The organism is Paraburkholderia sp. EG287B (genome assembly GCF_040965595.1).
In the GTDB taxonomy this organism is placed as follows: domain Bacteria; phylum Pseudomonadota; class Gammaproteobacteria; order Burkholderiales; family Burkholderiaceae; genus Paraburkholderia.
In genome coordinates, this window is the sequence record NZ_JBFRCG010000008.1 from 106,588 (window position 1) to 127,250 (window position 20,663).

General features: G+C 67.3%; 25 protein-coding genes. 16 read left to right on the forward strand and 9 right to left on the reverse strand.

Annotated elements, in window-relative coordinates:
• Positions 1 to 26 precede the first annotated feature (26 nt).
• Entirely contained in the window at positions 27 to 1,160 is a 1,134-nt protein-coding gene (locus tag AB4Y40_RS15765; protein ID WP_368688505.1) for an acyl-CoA dehydrogenase family protein, read from the reverse strand.
• Positions 1,161 to 1,338: 178 nt separating this feature from the next.
• On the opposite strand from AB4Y40_RS15765, the gene AB4Y40_RS15770 reads away from it, so the two are divergent.
• From AB4Y40_RS15770 to AB4Y40_RS15785, 4 genes are all read left to right on the forward strand, one after another.
• Positions 1,339 to 2,397: an AraC family transcriptional regulator gene (locus tag AB4Y40_RS15770; protein WP_368688506.1), complete on the forward strand. Its 1,059-nt coding sequence runs from the start codon at positions 1,339 to 1,341 to the stop codon at positions 2,395 to 2,397.
• An 83-nt stretch (positions 2,398 to 2,480) separates the two neighbouring features.
• Positions 2,481 to 2,750 (forward strand): DUF4148 domain-containing protein, encoded by a 270-nt coding sequence (locus AB4Y40_RS15775; RefSeq protein ID WP_368688507.1) that lies wholly within the window; start codon positions 2,481 to 2,483, stop codon positions 2,748 to 2,750.
• 330 nt (positions 2,751 to 3,080) lie between these two features.
• On the forward strand, positions 3,081 to 4,382 hold the full coding sequence (locus AB4Y40_RS15780; RefSeq protein ID WP_368688508.1) for an NCS2 family permease: 1,302 nt from the start codon (positions 3,081 to 3,083) through the stop codon (positions 4,380 to 4,382).
• 153 nt (positions 4,383 to 4,535) lie between these two features.
• On the forward strand, positions 4,536 to 5,069 hold the full coding sequence (locus AB4Y40_RS15785; RefSeq protein WP_368688509.1) for a cytochrome b: 534 nt from the start codon (positions 4,536 to 4,538) through the stop codon (positions 5,067 to 5,069).
• A gap of 105 nt (positions 5,070 to 5,174) precedes the next feature.
• Here AB4Y40_RS15785 and AB4Y40_RS15790 read toward each other — a convergent pair whose 3' ends face one another.
• Complete coding sequence (locus AB4Y40_RS15790) at positions 5,175 to 5,465, reverse strand: DUF1488 domain-containing protein (RefSeq protein ID WP_042266602.1); 291 nt, start codon at positions 5,463 to 5,465, stop codon at positions 5,175 to 5,177.
• Positions 5,466 to 5,810: 345 nt separating this feature from the next.
• Positions 5,811 to 6,032: a DUF2964 family protein gene (locus AB4Y40_RS15795; protein ID WP_324155259.1), complete on the reverse strand. Its 222-nt coding sequence runs from the start codon at positions 6,030 to 6,032 to the stop codon at positions 5,811 to 5,813.
• 240 nt (positions 6,033 to 6,272) lie between these two features.
• Between AB4Y40_RS15795 and AB4Y40_RS15800 the strand changes: the two genes are divergently transcribed.
• The 3 genes from AB4Y40_RS15800 (at position 6,273) to AB4Y40_RS15810 (ending at position 9,791) form a co-directional block, all read left to right on the forward strand.
• Positions 6,273 to 8,243 (forward strand): sigma-54-dependent Fis family transcriptional regulator, encoded by a 1,971-nt coding sequence (locus AB4Y40_RS15800; RefSeq protein WP_368688510.1) that lies wholly within the window; start codon positions 6,273 to 6,275, stop codon positions 8,241 to 8,243.
• Between the two features lie 88 nt (positions 8,244 to 8,331).
• Positions 8,332 to 9,462, forward strand: a complete 1,131-nt coding sequence (locus AB4Y40_RS15805; RefSeq protein ID WP_368688511.1) for a VIT1/CCC1 transporter family protein — start codon at positions 8,332 to 8,334, stop codon at positions 9,460 to 9,462.
• Complete coding sequence (locus tag AB4Y40_RS15810) at positions 9,459 to 9,791, forward strand: 2Fe-2S iron-sulfur cluster-binding protein (protein WP_368688512.1); 333 nt, start codon at positions 9,459 to 9,461, stop codon at positions 9,789 to 9,791. The genes AB4Y40_RS15805 and AB4Y40_RS15810 overlap by 4 nt, the downstream gene beginning before the upstream one ends.
• A gap of 89 nt (positions 9,792 to 9,880) precedes the next feature.
• On the opposite strand, the gene AB4Y40_RS15815 is transcribed toward AB4Y40_RS15810, so the two are convergent.
• Positions 9,881 to 10,171 (reverse strand): DUF4148 domain-containing protein, encoded by a 291-nt coding sequence (locus tag AB4Y40_RS15815; RefSeq protein WP_368688513.1) that lies wholly within the window; start codon positions 10,169 to 10,171, stop codon positions 9,881 to 9,883.
• Between the two features lie 390 nt (positions 10,172 to 10,561).
• Between AB4Y40_RS15815 and AB4Y40_RS15820 the strand changes: the two genes are divergently transcribed.
• Entirely contained in the window at positions 10,562 to 10,825 is a 264-nt protein-coding gene (locus AB4Y40_RS15820) for a DUF4148 domain-containing protein (protein ID WP_069261728.1), read from the forward strand.
• 113 nt (positions 10,826 to 10,938) lie between these two features.
• On the opposite strand, the gene AB4Y40_RS15825 is transcribed toward AB4Y40_RS15820, so the two are convergent.
• The 4 genes from AB4Y40_RS15825 to AB4Y40_RS15840 all read right to left on the reverse strand — a co-directional run bounded on the left by AB4Y40_RS15825 (position 10,939) and on the right by AB4Y40_RS15840 (position 12,654).
• Entirely contained in the window at positions 10,939 to 11,310 is a 372-nt protein-coding gene (locus tag AB4Y40_RS15825; protein ID WP_368688514.1) for a hypothetical protein, read from the reverse strand.
• Positions 11,311 to 11,437: 127 nt separating this feature from the next.
• Positions 11,438 to 11,632, reverse strand: coding sequence for a YqaE/Pmp3 family membrane protein (locus tag AB4Y40_RS15830; protein ID WP_133185186.1), 195 nt, complete (start codon positions 11,630 to 11,632; stop codon positions 11,438 to 11,440).
• Between the two features lie 44 nt (positions 11,633 to 11,676).
• Positions 11,677 to 11,871, reverse strand: a complete 195-nt coding sequence (locus tag AB4Y40_RS15835) for a DUF1653 domain-containing protein (protein WP_028202597.1) — start codon at positions 11,869 to 11,871, stop codon at positions 11,677 to 11,679.
• A gap of 114 nt (positions 11,872 to 11,985) precedes the next feature.
• Complete coding sequence (locus tag AB4Y40_RS15840; protein ID WP_368688515.1) at positions 11,986 to 12,654, reverse strand: TetR/AcrR family transcriptional regulator; 669 nt, start codon at positions 12,652 to 12,654, stop codon at positions 11,986 to 11,988.
• Positions 12,655 to 12,732: 78 nt separating this feature from the next.
• Here AB4Y40_RS15840 and AB4Y40_RS15845 point away from each other — a divergent pair, with 78 nt between their 5' ends.
• Positions 12,733 to 13,356, forward strand: coding sequence for a glutathione binding-like protein (locus tag AB4Y40_RS15845; RefSeq protein WP_368688516.1), 624 nt, complete (start codon positions 12,733 to 12,735; stop codon positions 13,354 to 13,356).
• Between the two features lie 91 nt (positions 13,357 to 13,447).
• Entirely contained in the window at positions 13,448 to 13,660 is a 213-nt protein-coding gene (locus AB4Y40_RS15850; RefSeq protein WP_069261722.1) for a hypothetical protein, read from the forward strand.
• Between the two features lie 16 nt (positions 13,661 to 13,676).
• Here the strand turns inward: AB4Y40_RS15850 and AB4Y40_RS15855 are convergent, their stop codons facing one another.
• Positions 13,677 to 14,402, reverse strand: a complete 726-nt coding sequence (locus tag AB4Y40_RS15855; protein ID WP_368688517.1) for a GntR family transcriptional regulator — start codon at positions 14,400 to 14,402, stop codon at positions 13,677 to 13,679.
• Positions 14,403 to 14,585: 183 nt separating this feature from the next.
• Between AB4Y40_RS15855 and AB4Y40_RS15860 the strand changes: the two genes are divergently transcribed.
• The 6 genes from AB4Y40_RS15860 to iaaH all read left to right on the forward strand — a co-directional run bounded on the left by AB4Y40_RS15860 (position 14,586) and on the right by iaaH (position 20,640).
• Positions 14,586 to 15,890 (forward strand): cyanate transporter, encoded by a 1,305-nt coding sequence (locus AB4Y40_RS15860; protein WP_368688518.1) that lies wholly within the window; start codon positions 14,586 to 14,588, stop codon positions 15,888 to 15,890.
• Positions 15,891 to 16,124: 234 nt separating this feature from the next.
• On the forward strand, positions 16,125 to 16,457 hold the full coding sequence (locus tag AB4Y40_RS15865; protein WP_368688519.1) for a hypothetical protein: 333 nt from the start codon (positions 16,125 to 16,127) through the stop codon (positions 16,455 to 16,457).
• A 416-nt stretch (positions 16,458 to 16,873) separates the two neighbouring features.
• Positions 16,874 to 17,566, forward strand: a complete 693-nt coding sequence (locus tag AB4Y40_RS15870; protein WP_368688520.1) for an NADPH-dependent FMN reductase — start codon at positions 16,874 to 16,876, stop codon at positions 17,564 to 17,566.
• A 356-nt stretch (positions 17,567 to 17,922) separates the two neighbouring features.
• The gene (locus AB4Y40_RS15875) at positions 17,923 to 18,138 is read left to right on the forward strand and encodes a transcriptional regulator (RefSeq protein ID WP_368688521.1); all 216 of its coding nucleotides are present in this window, start codon (positions 17,923 to 17,925) and stop codon (positions 18,136 to 18,138) included.
• 63 nt (positions 18,139 to 18,201) lie between these two features.
• Positions 18,202 to 19,122, forward strand: a complete 921-nt coding sequence (locus AB4Y40_RS15880) for a ferritin-like domain-containing protein (protein WP_368688522.1) — start codon at positions 18,202 to 18,204, stop codon at positions 19,120 to 19,122.
• A 63-nt stretch (positions 19,123 to 19,185) separates the two neighbouring features.
• Positions 19,186 to 20,640 (forward strand): indoleacetamide hydrolase, encoded by a 1,455-nt coding sequence (iaaH, locus tag AB4Y40_RS15885; protein WP_368688523.1) that lies wholly within the window; start codon positions 19,186 to 19,188, stop codon positions 20,638 to 20,640.
• Positions 20,641 to 20,663: the final 23 nt, after the last annotated feature.

Consider the following 20,663-nt stretch of genomic DNA (forward strand, 5'->3'; position numbering starts at 1 on the left):
TATTGCTTCGTCTTCCTCACTTCATTTCAAAGCTGCCGTGCGATCACCATCCTCTGCACTTCGCTCGTGCCTTCGTAAATCTGCGTGATGCGTGCGTCGCGGTAGTGGCGCTCCACCGGATAATCGTTCAGGAAGCCGTAGCCGCCATGAATCTGAATCGCGTGGGAGCACACTTCCTCGGCCATTTCGGAAGCATAGAGCTTGGCCTGCGAAGCCTCGGAAAGACACGGCTTGCCTAGCGTGCGCAGCCGCGCCGCGTGATGCACGAGATGACGCGCGGCGTTGATGCGCGTATGCATGTCCGCGAGCAGGTTGGCCACGCTCTGATGCTTGATGATGGGCTCGCCGAACTGCACGCGTTCGTGCGCATAGGCACGTGCCACATCGAAGGCCGCGCGCGCGATGCCCAAAGCCTGCGCGGCGATGCCGATGCGCCCGCCTTCGAGATTCGCCAAAGCGATCTTCAGGCCCTCGCCGCGCTGGCCGAGCAGATTGCCTTCGGGAATCGCGCAGTCCACCAGCGAGATCGGGCAGGTGTCCGAAGCGCGGATGCCCATCTTTTTCTCGAGCGGCCCGACGTTGAAGCCCGGCGTTTCGGTCGGCACGATGAACGCGGAAATGCCGCGCTTGCCGGCGTCGGGATCGGTCACGGCAAACACGATGGCAATGTTCGCGCGCGAGCCGTTGGTCACGAACTGCTTGTTGCCGTTGAGCACCCACTTGCCGTCGCGCAGCTCGGCGCGCGTGCGCAGGTTGCTCGCCTCGGAGCCTGCCTGCGGTTCGGTCAGGCAAAACGCGCCGATCAACTCGCCGCTCGCGAGCTTGCCGAGCCAGCGGTCCTTTTGCGCATCGGTGCCGAACTGCAGAATCGGCCCGCAGCCCACCGAGTTGTGCACGCTCACGAGCGTCGCGCACGAGGCGCAGCCGGCCGCGATCTCCTCCATGGCGAGCGCGTAGGCCACGTAATCGGTGTACGAGCCGCCCTGCTCCTGCGGCACGATCATGCCGAGAAAACCCAGTTCGCCCAGTTGCTTGACGACCTCGTCGGGCAGCCTGCCGTCGCGGTCCCATTGCGCCGCGTTCGGCGCCAGTTGCCCGCTCGCAAAGTCGCGCGCGGCGTCGCGGATCATGCGCTGGTCGTCGGTATAGAACTCGTCCATGTTTGTCCCCTTCCTGTGTCTCTTGCCCTTGCCTTCCACTGTGGCGCGATGCGGCCCCGGCTGCAAGACTTGCGAAAAGTGTAGGCACGCGAGCGGCCGTATTCGATGCCCGCCACGCTCAAAGTCACTGATCGGATTTACCATATTGGTCGTGACAGCCCCCACGGGAAAAGGATCCATGCAACCGGCGAGAACCCAGACACTGAGCGAAAAAGGCACGATCTCGATGAGCCTCGTGAACGAGACGCTGGCGCTGGCGCGCGCGGGCGGCCTCGAAACCGCGCCGCTCACCGATGCCGCCGGCATCGCGCCGGCCGTGCTGCGCGAGCCCGGGGCGCGCGTGAGTGCGGCGCAATACGGCCAGTTGTGGTCGGGCATCGCGCGCGCGCTCGACGACGAATTCTTCGGCCAGGATTCGCACGCGATGAAAAGCGGCAGCTTCATCGCCATGACGCACTCGGCGCTCGGCGCCAGCACGGGCCGCCAGGCGCTGCAGCGCGCGGTGCACTTCATGCGCCTCGTGCTCGACGACCTGTCGGGCGAGATCGACGTCGACGCCACGCGCGTGCGCGTCACGCTCTCGCATCGCGCGGACAAACCCACGCCCACCATGTTCGCGTACGCCACCTGGTTCATCTTGGTCTACGGGCTCGTGTGCTGGCTCGTGGGGCGGCGCATTCCGCTGCTCGCGGCGCGCTTTCGCTGCCCGCAGCCCGCCGCCGCGCACGAATACCAGCTCATGCTCTGCGACGACATGGCGTTCGATCGGCCGGCTACCTGGTTCGAATTCGCGCCGGGCTTTCTCGAACTGCCCGTGATCCAGACCGCCAACTCGGCGCGGGCGTTTCTGCGCAACGCGCCCGGCAACTTCGTCGTGAAGTACCGCAATCCGGGCTCGTTCGCCGCGCGCGTGCGACGCGCGCTGCGCGCCCTGCCCGTCAATGCGTGGCCCGATGCCGACGCCATCGCACAACGGCTGAACGTGGCGCCCGCCACGCTGCGCCGACGGCTGAGCCAGGAGGGCCACAGCTGCCAGTCGATCAAGGACGAACTGCGCCGCGACCTGGCGATTGCGGCGCTGCAGGAGCCGGGCCGCTCGGTCGCCGACGTCGCCGCCGCGGTCGGGTTCGCGGAACCGAGCGCGTTTCATCGGGCGTTCCGCAAATGGACCGGACAGCGCCCGACCGACTACCGCACGGCAAACGCCCGCAACGACTCTTCGAAGCCTCGCGGGTAGCCCGGGAAGCCCTCGATCCCCTTTGAGTTAATGAGATAGCGCCTATACTTTTAAGGGATATCCCTAATATGAAAGGCCTTGCCATGAACTCACTTTCGCGTGTAACGCTCGGCGCCCTCGCAGCAGCGTGCTGCTTCGCGTCGGCTGCGGCGGTGGCCCAACCGTACGATCCCTCACAACCGCTGACTCGAGCCCAGGTCCGGGCGGATCTGATCGAATGGCGGCAGGCGGGCTACGATCCGCTCGACTGGATCGACTACCCCGAAAACGCGCAACGCGCAGGCGCGATCGTCGCGCAACGGCGTGCGGCGCGCGCCGGCTATGGCGCTCCCGCCGGTCAAATGCAGCAGTAATCGCTTTATTGCAGGACGGCCGCAGTAACCCGGCACCGCGCGAAGCAACGCCCGGCGCCCGCGAGCGGTCGTGCCCGTCTCTCCCCCGCCACAGGCGCAACTCGCCGCGCCCTCTCCCGCTTGCTACCGCAACGCGCGCTGTTGTACCCGTTCCACGCTCACGACGGCTTTTCTGCGCTCGACGGACAATTGTTTACAATCGCGCCCGTAGCCGCGCGCTGCGGCGCGCGCGTGCATGGGTACGTCAAGGACCTGTCGCGCCGGCTATACGCAAGACACCACACCAACAAGCAGCGAACAACCCGCTCGACTCTCAAGGGCCCGATCTTCATGGACGCCATCAAACGCTATTTCGGTTTCGAAGAAGCAGGCACCAACCTGCGCACCGAACTGCTCGCCGGTATCACGACTTTCCTCACGATGGCTTACATCATCTTCGTGAATCCGGCCATTCTCGGCGACGCCGGCATGCCGAAGGAAAGCGTATTCGTCGCCACCTGCCTCGTCGCGGCGCTCGCCTCGCTCGTCATGGGCCTCTACGCGAACTACCCCATCGCGCTCGCGCCCGGCATGGGCCTGAACGCCTATTTCGCCTATACGGTCGTGAAGGGCATGGGCTTCACGTGGCAGGCCGCGCTCGGCGCGGTGTTCATCTCCGGGTGCCTGTTCTTCATCGTCACGCTGCTGCGCGTGCGCGAAGCCATCGTCAATGGCATTCCGCATTCGATCCGCGTGTCGATCACGGCGGGTATCGGTCTCTTCCTTGCCATCATCTCGCTCAAGACCTCGGGCGTGGTGGTCGGCAGCCCGGCCACGCTCGTCGAGCTCGGCAACCTGCACGATCCGCACACGATCCTCGCGATCATCGGTTTCTTCGCGATCGTCACGCTCGACGTGCTGAAGGTGCGCGGTGCGATCCTGATCGGCATCGTGGGCGTCACGATTCTCTCGTTCTTCTTCGGCGGCAACCAGTTCCACGGCATCTTCTCGCCGCCGCCGTCGATCATGCCGACGTTCGCGCAGCTCGACATCAAGGCGGCGCTCTCCACGGGCGTGCTCAACGTGGTGCTCGTGTTCTTCCTCGTCGAGCTGTTCGATGCGACCGGCACGCTGATGGGCGTGGCCAACCGCGCCGGCCTGCTCGTGCACGGCAAGATGCACCGCCTGAACCGCGCGCTGCTCGCGGACAGCACGGCGATTCTCGCGGGCTCGATTCTCGGCACCTCGTCGACCACGGCGTATATCGAAAGCGCATCGGGCGTGCAGGCAGGCGGCCGCACCGGCATGACCGCGCTCACCGTAGCCGTGCTGTTCCTCGCGTGCCTGTTCGTCGCGCCGCTCGCGGGCGTCGTGCCGGGCTACGCCACGGCGCCGGCGCTGCTCTACGTCTCGTGCCTGATGCTGCGCGAACTTGCCGATCTGCCCTGGGACGACGCCACCGAAGTCGTGCCCGCCGCCCTCACGGCGCTCGCCATGCCGTTCACCTACTCGATCGCCAACGGCGTGGCGTTCGGCTTCATCTCGTATGCGGGCCTGAAGCTCCTCACGGGCCGCGTGCGCGACGTGAAACTGATCGTGTGGATCATCGCCGCCGTGTTCCTGTTCCGGTTCTTCTATCTCGGCAACGCATAAAAGCAAAAGGGTGGCTTCGCGCCACCCTTTTTGTTTTGATTCGCCGCCGCCCCCCTCCGCATCAAACTTCCCAGCCGCACAACCGCCCCGCCCGGCGCGTCCTCCTTATCATAGGGAACTATCGTCAGATTCCCCGCACACAGGAGCCGCCACGTGGCAACTTACCCCGCCGCAACCGAACGCTACACGAAGCCCGCCATCTTCTTTCACTGGGTCATCTTCCTGCTCGTCGCGCTCGCCTGGCTGGCGATCGAGGTGCGCGGCCCCAAGGGCACGGACAGCCGCGTGTTCTGGAGCAACGTGCACTTCTGGGCGGGCTCGCTCGTGCTCGCGCTCGCCGTGCTGCGCCTCGCGTGGCGTCTTTGGCGCGGCGCGCCCGCGGAGATCGACTCGAATGCGCTGCTGTCGTTTCTATCGCGCCTCGTGCATCTCGCGCTCTACCTTTTCATCTTCGTGCAGCCGCTCCTCGGCATTCTGATGATCAACGCCGGCGGCCATCCGGTCACGCTCGCGGGGTTCAACCTGCAGATCACGCTCATCGGCCCGGACCCGGCTGCGCGCACGTTCCTCAAGGACGCACACGTGCTGATCGGCAATCTGTTCTATTGGGTGATCGGGCTGCACGCGCTCGCGGCGATCGCGCATCACGTCGTATTCCGCGACAACACGCTGCGCCGCATGATCTAGCGGCAAGGCGGCGCACGCGTAAACGAACGCCGCGCCCCAACGGGCGCGGCAAGCAAACTCAGCTGAACGGAAAGCGCCCGCGTCCTGCGGGCGCTTTTTTGTTGACTACGCGTTGGCGTGGGCCTGCACGAAACGCACGTAGCCGCTGCGCAGCACGAGGCACTGCGCACGTGTTTCGGAGAGCAAGCGGCGCGCGCAGGCCTCGATGCGGTCGCGATGATGGTCGAACGCGCTGAGCATGTCTTCGGCGCGCGGCGAAGCCGCCCCGAAGTGATCTTCCAGCGCCGCCGCCGTGATCAGACACTCCACCCGCTCGCCATCGATCATCGCCGGAAACGCCAAGGTCAGGTCTGGGCCCGAGTACTCGGGCACCTCATTCGGAAACATGATCTGCATGGGGGTCGCCTTTGGTGGAGGGTGAAAAGGCCGCGTTCATCCGTCGTCGGGCTGCCCCAGCCTGGTGCCTGGGAATACCCCGATCCGGTTCGCGCGGATCAACACCAACCCTGGCGAACCACACGTTCGCGCAGGTTGATTTGATTCACTGTAGACGACTTCCTGCCGCCCGCAAGGTCGACATTGTCATACGCCTGAAATAGCCAGCGGCGTACTCGTCCGAGCCCTTTTTCGCGGGTGCAGCAAGCGCGTGCGCCGTTGCGCGCACAAACACTCTCCTCCCCGGCCCTGCGCCAACGCGCCGCGCCGGTTGCCGCATCGCACCATGCGCGCCGCCCGGGCGCGTCAGGATTCGCGATGCCGGTGCTGATCGAGATCTTCGAGGTCTTTCGGGTGCAGGGTGAGCATCACCACGAACGCGACGATCCCAAGGGCCACGGTCACCATTCCGGAGAGCACGACGTTGTTCTCGTCGAAGATCAATCCGTCAATCGCATACCCGAGGCCAAAGAGCGCAACGAACGTGGCGAGCACCGCCACCACGATCCTCAATTCGCCGTGCACCATGACGAACTCCGCTACTCAGCGGGGGCGCGACGCAAACGCGCCCTCACCTTCATCATGGCACCCGCGCCCGTAAACTCAAGGCGCAGTTGAGGCGGAGCGACGCGGCTGCAATTGGCTGCAACCCGGCTTCAACCCGAATTGGCAGCCGCCACGGATCCTGTACCATGAACTGCCCCAGAGGCGCCGCTCGCATAGCCTTGTTGCGCCGCAGCGTAGCGCCCAAAACGACTGGAGACACGAGTGACCCGACGCCCCGTCACGCCGCACGACGCGGCCCGCGCGGACGCCATCGCGCAGGCTCACGCGCGCTCGCGCGCACTCGGACTGCGCGCCACCGAAGCGCCCGACTTCGACGCGCTCGCCGCCGCCGACTTGCGCGAGCTGATCGACACGAACCGCACGCTCTATCACCAGGCGCGTCCCGTCATGGACGCCTTGCACGCGCAGATCGTCGATACGCAGAGCATGGTGCTGCTCACCGATCGCAATGGCGTGATCCTCCATAGCTGCGCCGACAGCGACTTCGTCGAGAAAGCGCAGCGCGTCGCGCTGCGCCCGGGCGTTTCGTGGGCCGAGCAGCATCGCGGCACGAACGCCATCGGCACGGCGCTCGTGGAAGGCCAGCCGACCACGGTGCATGCGGGCGAGCACTTTTTGCGCGCCAATCACATCCTCACCTGCTCTTGCGCGCCGATCGCGGATCCGTACGGGCGCACGCTCGGCGCGCTCGACGTGAGCGGCGAGTCGCGCGGTTTTCACAAGCACACGCTCGCGCTCGTGCGCATGTCTGCCCAGATGATCGAGAACCATCTGTTCAACACCGAATTCGCCGATGCCATCCGGCTCCAGTTTCACGCGCGCGCGGAATTCATTGGTACGCTCTACGAAGGATTGGCCGCATTCTCGGCAGATGGCACGCTGCTCTGCGCAAACCGCAGCGCCCTGTTCCAGTTCGGCGCGCCGCTCGCCGAGCTGCAGCAGCGCGAGTTCGCGGCGCTCTTCGGCCAGCCGTTCGCGGCGTTCATGCAGCAGCTCATGCGCGCGAGCGGCGAGCCGCTCACGCTCGCCCTGCCAAGCGGCGTGCGCGTGATCGCGCGCGCCACGCCCGGCGCGGCGACGTCGGGCGTCGGAACGTTCGCGCGCAGCGCCGTACCTGAAGCCTCCCGCTCGCCCTACACGCCCGCGCCCGCCCAGGCGAGAGCGCCCCACGCCGCCGACACCGCGCCGCAGCCCACGCTCGCCGAACTCGATACCGGCGACGAACGGCTCGCCGCCGCCCTGCAGCGCGTGGCGCGCGTGCGCGGCCGCGACATTCCCGTGCTCGTGCTCGGCCGCACCGGCACCGGCAAGGAATGGCTCGCACGGGCGCTGCATCGCGATTCGCCGCGCCGCGACGGGCCGTTCGTCGCGCTCAATTGCGCAGCGCTGCCCGACACGCTGATCGAAGCCGAGCTGTTCGGCTACGAGGACGGCGCGTTCACGGGCGCGAAGCGCCGCGGCAGCGCCGGCAAGATCGCGCAGGCGCATGGCGGCACGCTCTTTCTCGACGAGATCGGCGACATGCCGCTCGCGCAACAGGTGCGGCTCATGCGCGTGCTGCAGGAGCGCGCCGTCGTGCCGCTCGGCGGTACGCGCGCGGTGCCGGTGGATTTGCGCATCGTCTGCGCGACGCACCGCGACCTGCGCGCGATGATCGCCGAAGGCACGTTCCGCGAGGATCTCTACTACCGCATCAACGGCCTCGTCGTGACGCTGCCGGCGCTGGCCGAGCGCACCGACCTCGACGCGCTCGTCGCCCGCATGCTCGAGATCGTGCGGCGTGAAATGCCTGGCGCGCCCGCGCGTCTGACGCCGGCCGTTCGGGCGTGCTTTGCGCGCTGCCGCTGGCCGGGCAATCTGCGTCAGCTCGCGAGCGCGCTGCGCACGGCGGCGATCATGGCCGAAGGCGAAGACGCCATCGACATGGCGCATCTGCCCGAAGACCTCATGCACGATTGCGACCCCGCGAGCGACTGCGCGCAGCCGTGCGCCGATGCCACGGCTGAAGACCAGGCGGGCGACACGGAACGCGAGCCCGCGCGCCTGTCCGTCTGGCAGTCGCGGCTCATCGAAGAGACCCTCGCGCGCCACAGCGGCAATGTTTCGGCGGCGGCTCGCGAACTCGGGCTCGCGCGCAACACGGTCTACCGGCATCTGCGTCAGCGCCGCTGAGCGCACCGGCCAAGGCGGGCGTCGAAGCGGCTTCTGGCCGCGGCGGCGCCAGGGTAAGCTTGGCGGATCGCTTCCCGCACAGCGCCCCATGGCCTCCGCTCAGGAAATCAACCGCTTCCGGCGCAATCTCGCCGACGAACTCGACAGCGCCGCCGTCTACGACACGCTATCCGCGGTCGAGAAAGACGACGAGCGCCGCCGCATCTTCGCCGAACTGGCGGCCTCCGAGCGCGAGCACGCGAGCGTCTGGCGCGAGAAGCTCGCGGCCAACGGCGTCACGCCCCGGCCGCATCGGCGCAGCGCAAAAACCCGCCTGCTGCAAACGCTCACGCGCACGTTCGGCCCTTCGCTCGTGCTGCCCACCGTCGCCGCCGCCGAATACGCCGACCGCGACCGCTACGCGCGCGAACCCGGCGCCGAGAAGCTTTCCGCCCAGGAACAGCAGCACGCCGCCATCGTGCAGGCGATCGCCGCGAAGAAGCGCGAGCCCGAACACGGCCACGGCGAAGCGATCGGCGCGGCCGAATCGTGGCACAAGGGCGCGACGTCGGGCAACGACCTGCGCGCCGCGGTGCTGGGGGCGAACGACGGGCTCGTCTCGAATTTCTGCCTGATCATGGGCGTAGCGGGCGCGGGCAGCGTCAATCGCACGATCTTGCTCACGGGGCTTGCGGGTCTCGTGGCGGGCGCCTGCTCCATGGCGCTCGGCGAATGGCTCTCGGTGACCAACGCGCGCGAGCTTGCGCGCACGCAGCTGGCGAAGGAAGCCGACGAACTCGAACACACGCCGGACGCCGAGCGTCACGAGCTCGCGCTCATCTATCAGGCTAAGGGCATCGATCCCGAAGAAGCGCGCCGCGTGGCCGCCCAGATCATGCGCAACAAGGACGAGGCGCTCAATACGCTGGCGCGCGAGGAGCTCGGCATCGACCCGAAGGAGCTGGGCGGCAATCCGTGGTCGGCCGCCGCTGTCTCGTTTTGCCTCTTCTCGCTCGGCGCGGCGTTTCCGACCGCCCCGTTCCTGTGGGCGCACGGCGTCACGGCCATCGCGCAGTCGGTGGCGCTGAGCGCATGCGGGCTCGCCCTGGTCGGCGTGTTCACCTCGCTCTTCAACGGGCGCAGCGCAACGTTCTCGGCGTTCCGGCAGATCGTGATCGGGCTTGCCGCGGCGGCGTTCACGGCGGGCGCGGGGCGTCTGCTCGGGGTGTCGCTTTCATGAGCGACAAGAACCACGAAAGCGTGCAGGACGGCGACGGCTCGCCGCGCGTACCCGTCGTGCGCGTGGAGCCGCTCGGGCGCAGCTTCGAAGCGCCGCCCGAGCTGACCTTGCTCGAAGCGGCGGCGTTCGAGGGCATCCGTCTGCCGCGCATGTGCCGCAACGGCACCTGCCGCGCCTGCCTGTGCCGCGTGGTGAGCGGCGAAGTGAGCTTCACGATCGAGTGGCCCGGATTGAGCCGCGAGGAAAAAGCCGAGGGCTATGTGCTGACCTGCGTGGCCGTCGCGCGCACGGATCTCGTGCTCGACGTGCCCGAGGCGGAAGCCATGTAGCGGCACCAAAACGCTGCGCTGCGCCCAAATGCGAAACGGCCCGCGAATCGAAATCGCGGGCCGTTTTTATCTGCTGACTGCCGACAGGCCTACTGCCCGCCGAAGTACACCGATTGCGGACCGGTGCGTGCCGCTTCCGACACATAGCGAGCGCCCGCAACCGACGTCGAGTTGCTCACGCCGCCGAACGAACCATCGGTCTGGGCGACCGGCGCGGCCGTCTGGGGAGCGACTGCAGCCTGGTTGCGGCTCGTTTGCTGGAATTCGACGAGTTGCTGGCGCACCTGCTCGCGGGTCAGACCTTGATCGGCCTGGGCGAAAGCGGCCAGCGGAGCAGCCAGAGCAACGGTAAGGGCAACAGCCTTGAGAAGCGACTTCATGATGACAACCTCCGGAATTATTTAGCGTCGATGCGCAACGACGGTGCATACCCTGTCGTGCTCGGCCGGCTCGCTGCGATTCGCCGCATCGGCTGGCTGTGAGTGGATTCTAGGCAAGCGCCCCGGCCGGATACAGACCGATTCAGGCGAATTGGAATTACGGATTTCGCAATAATCCGGCGAGATTTCAGGGCCAGACGATCTGCGGCCTTCCCGCCTTATTGCAAGCGCGCGGCGCAATACTTCAGAAGATTTCGACGCCGATTGTTGTCGTCAGAAAAACACTGAATTCGTTTTCCAGGTATTTACCCTGACCCTCCGACCACATACATTGTCGGCATGGACCACGCCGATGCGATGGCTCCCCACAAAAAATATCGGAGGTTAGTCATGAATTCGTTTCTGAAGGCAGCAGTGCTCGCCGCCATCGTTGCCGTGCCCGCCGCCGCGTTCGCGCAGGCACAACCCCAGCAACAACCCGTGACCCGCGCCGAGGTCCGCGCCGATCTCGCGCAACTGCGCGCCGCCGGCTACGATCCGAGCGACTGGATGCACTACCCGGAAAACATTCAGGCTGCCGAAGCCAAGGTCGCAGCGCAGCGCGCGACGGCTTACGGCCCGTCGACGAACGGAACGTCGCAGTCGAGCCAGTAAGTTTCGCGACAACCCCGGCTGTGACGCCGGGTTCTCGTGCAAAGCATCAGGCCCGCCCTCGTGAGAGAGGCGGGCCTGATTCGTTTTGCAACGGATTTTCGGCTCGGCGCGGATCAACGGCCGCCCGGTCCGCCGCCACCGTGACCGCCACCGCCGTGGCCTCCGCCACCATGGCCGCCTCCATGACCGCCGCCCGGCGGCCCCCAAGGTCCGCCGTGGCCCCCACCGTGACCACCCGGACCGCCACCGTGCGAGCCACCGCCGCCGCCGTGCCAGTCGCCGCCGTGATAATCGCGACCGCCGCCACCGCCCCAGACGCCGATGTTCACACTGCCATAGGTCGGCGCATAGCCCGGCGCGTAGCCGCTGTAGTAACCGGTGGAGTACGGCTGGCCATAGCCGCCGTAACCATAGTCGTAGCCCGGGGCCACCGCACACCCGGCAAGGAGCGCGAAAGCGCCCACCGTGAGAACGAACTTGAACATAGCTGACTCTCCTTTCTATTTGTAAGAAAGAAGAATCAGCGTTAAGTTCTTATTGAATTGTGAGCACGGGTTACCGTTGTAACGCGCAACGCGCCTCTGCACGGCGCGTAGACGCCCGCTCCAGGATTTAGCCGCGGCGGCCGAGCGCGTCCTCTATTTTCCGGTCGGTCTTGAACTGGCTGAGCGAATACACGGCCCAGATCGCGGCCGGAATCCAGCCGATCAGCGTGATCTGCAGGATCAGGCAGACGATGCCCGCAATCGGACGCCCAATGGTGAAGAACAGGAGCCAGGGCAGGATCAGCGCAATCAGTAAACGCATTCGGCGAAACCTCTAAAGCGTGGAAGAGACGAGTGTGAAAAGAATCAGTTGACGGGCGCGAAGCGCGGCACGAGTCCGCCTTCATACTCGACGAGTTCGAAGAACACATTGGAGGGCCGCGTCCAGATCGTACCGTTCGCCGCGCGATACACGATCATCGTGACGGAAGGATCCGATTCGAGCGTCGCCTCGCAAACCAGTTCGTAAATGCCACCCTTGTAGTGCCTGTAGCGCACCATCGTGTTCCCCTCTTCGAGTGCGCAAGCCGTCCCTGCGCGACTGCGCCAGTGTAACAAGGGAAAGCGACGTGAGGGCCCGCGTAGCGGGCGCCGGCAGCAACATTCAGCGTGATATCACTTCGCGCGCCGCCGCGCCGGACGCGCATCGGCCGCAGCCGGCGCTTCGCCGCAGATCAGCGCGACGCCCGCCACCGCCATCGCGCGCAGCGAGGCCCGCGAATCGCCGGCCCGCGCGCGCAGCGCCATGCTGTGCAAGAGCGCGGAGGCGAGGCGCGCGAGCATCGGCGCGCTGGCATCGGGCGGCAGTTCGCCTTGCGCGAGCGCCGCGCGCAGGCGCCGCTCGAACGCCTTGTCGAAGGTGCGCAATCCCGCGGCAAGACGCTCGCGTACCGCCTCGTCGTTGACCGCTTCCACCGCCGCCGTGCCGATCAGCAAGCAGCCTCGCGCCGCGTCGTGCGCCGGCAAATACCAGCCGAGCGCGCCGTCGAATACGCGCATCAGCGCCTCGCGCAGCGGCACTGCGCTGTCCAGCGCGGACTCCATCGCCATACGCCCGGCTTCCACGTAACGCTCCATGGTTTGCAGATAGAGCGCGTGCTTGTCGCCGAACGCGCCATAGAGGCTCGGCCGGTTCATGCCGGTCGCCTCGCTCAGGTCGTCGAGCGATGTGCCTGCATACCCATTGCGCCAGAACGTATCGCGCGCGCGGGCGAGCGCCTCGTGCGGATCGTAGGCGCGCGGACGCCCACGCGGGCGGCTATCCTTTTTTGTACTGGATTGCATAGAAATATTGGATCGGCGATTTTTGTTCACTATAGTACAAAATTCGAAAAGCCCGATAGCCCGCAAAGGAGGATGACGATGGATCTGTATTTCGCCCCGCTGGCGTGCTCGCTCGCCACGCGCATCGCGCTCTACGAGGCAGGCGCGCAGGCCCGCTACATCCAGGTCGACACGCTCACGAAGCAGCTCGCCGAAGGCGGCGACTTCTTCGAGGTCAACGCACTCGGCCAGGTGCCGGTGCTGCGCGAGGACGATGGCTGGACACTCACCGAAAACTCGGCGGTGCTGCCGTGGGTGGCCGACCGTTTTCCCGAGGCGCGGCTCGCGCCGCCAGCGGGCACGCGCGAGCGCGCGCGTCTGCAACAATGGCTAGGCTTCATCGGCACCGAACTGCACAAGGCCGTGTTCGTGCCGCTGCTCGGCAAGGACGTGGACGAGGCCGTCAAGGCCTATGCGCGCGGCGAGATCCCGCGCCGCTTCGACTTGCTCGCGCATCATCTCGAATCGCGCACCTTCCTGCTCGACGAATTCAGCGTGGCGGACGCCTATCTCGTGACCGTGCTGAACTGGGCGCCGTACGTGGGCATCGATGTGTCGCAATGGGAGGCCGTCGCGACCTACGCGCAGCGCGTGCGCGAGCGGCCCGCCGTTGCGAGAGCCTTCGCCGAGGAGTACGAGATCTTCAAGCGCACGCGACACTGAAGCGCGCTTCGCGTGGTATTTTTTCTCGCGCGGCAAGCGCTTTTTTGTCGTGCGATAACGTTGCGGTCGCCACATTCGCCGGAGCCGCACCATGGCCACGCTCGAAGCCTTGCGCATCGTCCTCGACGACCCGCATACGCCCGAAATCATCCGCAATCACGTCATCGACTCATTGCAGTACGCGCTGCGCAATCATGGCCAGGTATTCGCCGCGAAAGAGATCGAATGGCTCGCCACGTGGGACGATGCGCGCATCCCGCTCGCCGCTTCGAAGGAGTTGCGCCGGCGCGTAGATCAGGGCTGACGCGCGCCTTGCGCGTTCAGCCGTTCGCGAGATCCGCAAACACCGTCTTGAGATCGCGCCCGGCGCGCGCACGCGCCTGCTGCACCACCCGTTCCTCCAGTTCGCCCAGGTGCGCACGCATCGTGGCGAGCGCCGCCGCGAGGTCCCCCGCCTCGAGCGCCTCGATGATCTGCGCGTGCTCGTCGGGCGCGCACATCGACGCCTTCGACGGATCGAACAAGGCCTTGTAAAGCTCCGTTTTCGCGACCAGTTGCGCCAGCGCTTCGACGAGCGCGGCACCGCCCGCCTGCTCGGTCAGCAGCAAGTGGAACTGCCCCGCGAGGCGCACCGCTTCGTCCACGCGCGCCTCGCGCAACGCCTTCTTCTCGCTGCGCACGTGGGCCGCGAGCTTGCGCCGCATCGCGGCGTCGAGCGTGCCGCACAGGCTCACCATCACCCCCGCCTCGGCCACCTGGCGCGCGCGGTACACGGCGCGGATGTCGTCCTCCGAGGGCGACGGCACGAACGCGCCGCGATTGGGTTCGAGCACGAGCTTGCCCTCGTAGCCGAGGCGCGCCAGCACCTTGCGCAACGCGCCGCGCGTGCAGCCGAACGCCGCCGCGAGTTCGCGCTCAACCAGTTGCTGGCCCGGCGCGAGCTTGCCTTCGAGCAGCGCGGAAGAAATCGACGCATAGACATGCGCTTCGACATCGGACGGTTCGTCTGTATCGCGGGGCGGAGCGAGGCGGGAGGATTGGGCCATGGGCAGGCGCGCTAGCTGGGTCGGGTCGCTGGGTCAGGTCGCATTGTAGCGAGCGGCATGGCGAGGCGATATAGACGCGCGCCCATACTCGATCGCCGATGCCGGGCATAGCGGGCGCCGCCAGATTGTTGACAATTATTTTGTATAATGGTCAACCAAACAGCAGTAAAAAGGTTGACCGCATTGAACCCTCAAAACCGCTCCAATCATTCCCAGACGCCGTCCGGCGGGTCGGCCAGCGCGCTTGCGTGGTACGCCGCGATCGTCGCGATCGGCCTGAATCTGCGGCCGCTGCTCACCTCGATCAGCCCGCTCATGACGACCATTCGCAACGACACCGGCCTGAGCTTCTACGGCGCTTCGCTGCTCACGAGCCTGCCCGTCGTCGCGATGGGGCTCGGCGCGTTCGGCACCGGCTTGCTCGCGCGCCGGCTCGGCGAAACGCGCGGCGTCGCGCTCGGGCTCGTGGCGATTGCCGCGGCATGCGCGGCCCGCGCGTTCGCCGCCAGCGGCGGCGCGCTCATGCTCACGGCCGCCGCGGCCGGCGCGGGGGTCGCGGCCATCCAGGCGCTGCTGCCCGCCGTCATGAAGCAACGCTTCGCCGCGCGGGTGCCGCTCGCAATGGGGCTGTTCTCGGCGTCGATCATGGGCGGCGGCGGGCTCGGCGCGAGCCTGAGCCCGCTCGTCGCGCGGCTCAGCGGGTCGTGGCATGCGGGGCTGGCCGTCTGGGCATTGCCGGCGCTGGCCGCGCTCGCGATCTGGGGCGTGTTGAACGGCGGGTTCGGCGCAGGCCGGCGCGCGCAGCACGCCGCCAGCGCGCCCTCGCAGGCGCATGCCGACGCGGTAGCGGTGCCGGTCTGGCGCAAGCGCCGGGCGTGGACGCTCGGTTTGCATTTCGGCCTCGTCAACGGCGGCTATACGAGTCTCGTCGCGTGGCTGCCCGCCTACTATCAGCAGCACGGCGCGAGCGTCGAAGCGAGCGGCTCGCTGCTCGCCGCGATGACCGTGTTCCAGGCCGCCAGCGCGCTGCTCCTGCCGCTCGCCGCGGCGGCGTTCACGGACCGGCGTCCGTGGCTCGTTCTGGGCCTGTGCGGCCAGCTCGTCGGCGTGATCGGCCTAGCCGCATGGCCCGACGCCGCGCCGCTGCTGTGGGTCGCGGCGGCCGGCGCAGGGCTCGGCGGCACGTTCTCGGTCACGCTCGTCACCGCGCTCGACCATTGCGCGGACCATCGCCTGGCCGCGCGCCTCGTCGCCTTCGTCCAGGGTCTGGGCTTCGTGATCGCCGCGCTCGCCCCCGTCGTGGCCGGCCGCGTGCGCGACCTCACGGGCGGCTTCACGGGCGCGTGGATCATGCTCGCCGTATCGATCAGCGCGATGATCGTGCTCACGCTCGCGTTCTCGCCGCGCAGCTACGGGCGCTGGCTCGGCGCACACGGCCCGGCCGCGAACGGCGCGATCGCGCAAAACCGGGCGACGCTCGACGCCTGAACCGCCCGCACACGCCAGATTGAGCGTCGGCGCAAGCCCCGCAGAGCCGCGGCGCGCCCATGCAACACATGGCCCGCCGCACGTCGTGAAACGTTTGCATAAGCGCCTGTATGAATGTACAGTGCGTGCAGCCGGCCGTTCGTGCCGCCCGGGCGCCGTACCGGGTTACGCCGCCCCATCGCGTCCCGGCGCATGGCGCGGCCCCGGCCTGTACATCGAAACGGAGAACACGACGTGCGATTCTTCATCACGGGGACCTTGCTGGGCGTCCTCGCGTCCACCGCGATCGCCGGGGAACACTACATCGAGATCTGGAATCCGCCGGAAGCGCGCACGCCCTCGGCGCATGCGGGCAATGCCGGCAAGAAGGCGCATCACGGCACGAAGCACAAACTGGCCTCCGCCGACAAGCTCACCACCCGCAAGGTCGCCGAACCGGCCGTGCGCGCGCCCGCGCCCACGCTGCCGGTCACGCCGGGCGCCCCCGTGCGTACCGCGCCGGGCAAGGGAACCCTGCCGGAAATTCCGCCGCAAATCGGCCCCGACGGCAACGTCCTCACGGTTTGAGCTAGCGCGTAGCCGCAGTCAGCGGCGCAAAGCACACGTCACACAACGCGGCACGCAGCTGCTGCCGCGATCACGGCCTCGAAGACCTCGAAACGCCGCCCATTCCCGTCTCCAGAAAAAAACAGCCCCGTCACCGGAGAAGTGCGGGGCCGAATCCCATGTCAAGGAGATGTCATGGAGGAGACGGCTTCATCTTAGCCACGGCCCGCCTCGTGTCCAACCAATGGTTTCGCATATGCATTGCGGGCCGCATGGCGCAGCGCAACGTAGCGCCGCCGGCATATGGATAGAACAAAAAGTCGTTTCGCGCCGTGCGGCGCGCTCTCTAAGATGACCCTTTCCAGCCTGCCAGGCTTCGTGGCTGCGTAGCCCGATCCCGCACGAGCCAGGTCTCATCGCAATTCAGGGAGTTCCGCTTGAGCATTTCCGATTCGCATCGCCGCCCGCTCGTGGTGGGCATCGGCGGCACGACGCGCGCCGCCTCGTCGACCGAGCGCGCGCTCGCTTTCGCGCTGCGCGGCGCCGAAGACGCCGGCGCGCGCACGCAATTATTCGGCGGCACGTTCCTGCACACGCTGCCGCATTACGCACCCGAAGACCCCGTTCGCACCGACGCGCAGCTCGAACTGATCGAAGCCGTGCGCGCCGCCGACGCCGTCATCATCGCGACGCCCGGCTATCACGGCGGCGTATCGGGGCTCGTGAAGAACGCGCTCGACACGCTCGAAGAACTGCGGGCCGACGACCGCCCATACCTGGACGGCCGGGCAGTGGGCTGCATCGTCACGGCCTATGGCTGGCAGGCCGCGGGCTCGGTGCTGACCTCGCTGCGCGCGATCGTGCACGCGCTGCGCGGCTGGCCGACACCGTTCGGCGCGGGCATCAACACGCTGGAGACGCGCTTCGAGAGCGCGCAGCAGTGCTCCGACGCCAAGGTCGCCGAACAGCTCGCAACGGTCGGCCGCCAGGCGGCGCAGTTCGCGCTCGCGTTCGGTGGCCAGGGCCAGGAACACTACGCGGCGCCGCTGGCGAGCGCGTTGAACAGCGTCGGCGGCGCACAGGCCGCCAACGCGCCGCGCACCGAAAAGCGCCTGAGCCTCGCTGTCTGAGACGCTGCCCGACCTCTCCCGCTCGCCCGACCGCACGCCGTCGCGTGCGCGGAGCGGGAAACGTTCCCTAACCCACATTGCCGGCGTCGCGCGGCGCACATCGCGTGCGCCATCCCACAGACGCCGCATATCGTCCGGTCCACATTGAAGCCGGATGCACCCCTCGCCTCATCCGGATCATTCTGCTGACCGTTCCAGGCCACACGTGATTTGCTTGCGACGAATGATTGGTTCCATCGACACATGGCGGCCCGTACGCTGGTCCGTGTCGGCACAGTGAGTGGGCAGCAAAACACACGCGCCACCGAGAACGAGAACCCGGGCAAATCAGCAGAAGATCAGCAGGAAGCGCGGCCATGGACACTCCACTACGCTACAAAGGCTACGTCGTCGCCCCCAGCGCGCGGCAGCTCCCGAACGGCCTTTTCGCCGCCAATCTCACCATTGGCACGCAACCGGGCGCGCAGCATTCGTTCGACGAACTCGATTATTTCTTCGAAGAAAGGCACGCGCTCGCCTACGCCTGCCGCTGGGCGCGCATGTGGATCGACCAGCAGCGCCGCTGCGCGTGAGCGCGCATGCTTCCTTACGGTTGTGACAGAATAGGAGTCATACCCCCTTCAGATTAGATGCTCATGTCCGAAACCCTGACGCATCCGGACGAAGGCGCAGCCTTCCTCTCCGACCAGGACGCCGCGCTGCGGCGCTGGACTCACGGCACGCCAGGGCCCATCAGGATCGGATCGGACGAACACCGCAAGATGTTCTGCCGGATGCTGCTCGACACCCACGACCCGTACCGCCCCGCCGTGCTCGACTGGCCAAAGCTCGAGCCCGGTGCGCTCCACCGCCTCACATCGCTGCCGATCTGGGACATGGCGGTGCAAACCGAAGGCCGCGCCTCCATCCGCGTGCTGACTTATGCGCAAACCCTGAGCGACCCGCTGCTGCGCGAAGCAATCGAAATGGATGCGGCCGAGGAAGCGCGCCACAAGGTCGTGCTCTCGCACCTCGTGCAGGCCTACGGCATCGAACTTGCGCCTGAACCCGCATACCCGCCGCCCAGAAAGGCGGAATGGGCGTGGATGTTCACCGGCTATAGCGAGTGCATCGACAGCTTCTTCGCGTTCGGCCTGTTTCGCTCGGCGCAGCGCTCGGGCTTTTTCCCGCCAGACCTCGTCGACACCTTTGAACCGGTGATTCAGGAAGAGGCGCGCCATATCCTCTTCTTCGTCAACTGGGTGGCGTGGTATCGCAAGACCATGCCCTGGTGGCGCAGGCCGTGGCATTCCGTGCGCGTGGCCGCCATCTGGTTCATGCTGGTGTGGGAGCGGCTTGCGATCGCGCGAGGCATCGACGCCAGCGGCAACGCGCGCGACTCGAACTTCCTGCCTGCGAACCGCGAGGTGCTGGGCGACTCGCTTGAACCGCGCGAGATGATCGAACTCTGCCTCGAAGAAAACGACGCGCGCATGAGCGGCTACGACGCGCGCCTCTTGCGGCCGACGCTCGTGCCCACGCTCGCACGCTTCGCGCTGCGCCTCTTGAAGAAGTAGCGCCACAACGTAAAACGCGTGCGTTGCTAGCATGGCTGTATAGCCGCACGAGGAGAACGCTGCATGACCTGGACTGTCGACCAGCAACTTGAACTGAGCGCGACGCAAGCCGTCGAGGCGATCCATGCCGGACAACTGAAGGCCGCCGACTACGTCGCGACGCTGCTCGCGCGCGCGCAGGCGCTCTCCAACCTCAACGCGCTAACCGTGCTCGACGTGGAAGGCGCGCTCGCCGCCGCGCAGCGCATCGACGCGCTCGGCGCCAGCGAGCGTGCGCGACTGCCGCTCGCCGGACTGCCCGTGGTCGTGAAAGACAACATCAATACGCGCGGCCTGCAGACCTCGGCGGCCACGCCCGCGCTCGAAGGCTTCGTGCCCGCGCGCCACGCGCCTTCGGTGCAGCGCCTCGTCGATGCCGGCGCGATCCTGCTCGGCAAGGCCAACATGCACGAACTGGCGTTCGGCATCACCAGCACGAATCTCGCGCCGCATGCGGGGCCCGTGCGCAACCCCTGGGATCCCGAACGAATTCCGGGCGGCTCCTCCGGCGGCACCGCAGCCGCCATTGCGGCGCGCATCGTGCCCGCCGGACTCGGCACCGACACCGGCGGCTCCACGCGCATTCCCGCCGCGCTGTGCGGCATTGTCGGCCTGCGCCCGAGCGTGGGCGACGGCGGCACGCAACGCCGCTATCACGACCCACAGGCCGTCGTGCCGATCAGCCATACGCGCGACACGGTCGGGCCGATGGGGCGCACGGTAGCCGATGTCGCACTGCTCGACGCCGTGATCACCGGGCACGGCCCGCTCTCGCCGGCCGCCGTGACGAATCTGCGCATCGGCCTGCCCGCGCCGCTGTGGGAAGGCCTCGAAGCCGCGCTCGAAGACGTGGCGCGCGCCGCGCTCGCGAAGCTCGAAGCCGCAGGCATCACGTTCGTACCGGTCGAAATGAGCGAGCTGCTCGCGCTGAACGACCGCGTGAGCTACGCAATCGCATTGCACGAGCCCATCGACGATCTCGCCGCATGGCTCGTTGCGAACCACGCACCGGCGCAAACCGTGGCCGAAGTCGCCGCGCGCATTGCGAGCCCCGACGTGCGTGCGGCCTACGACGCGGTGCTCGCCGACGCGCGCGGCGGCGACTATCACAGCGCAATGACGGTGTGGCGGCCGCGTCTGCAGCAGCTCTATGCGCAGACTTTCGCGGCCAGCGGCCTCGACGCGCTGCTCTTCCCCACGACGCGGCTCGCCGCCGTGCCGATCGACGAACTGAACGGATCGTCTCGCGTGTCGATCGACGGCGCGGCGCCGATCGACGAGATGGAGGCGTATCTGCGCAACACCGATCCGGCGAGCAACGCCGGCATTCCGGGCCTCGCGCTGCCCGCGGGCCTTGTCGACGCGCGCCTGCCAGTCGGGCTCGAACTCGACGGACCGGCCGGCGGCGACCGCAGGCTGCTCGCGATCGGTCTCGCGTTCGAAGCGATTCTCGGGACGCTGCCTGCGCCGGAAATTTGAGCGCACGGGCCACCCTGGCAACG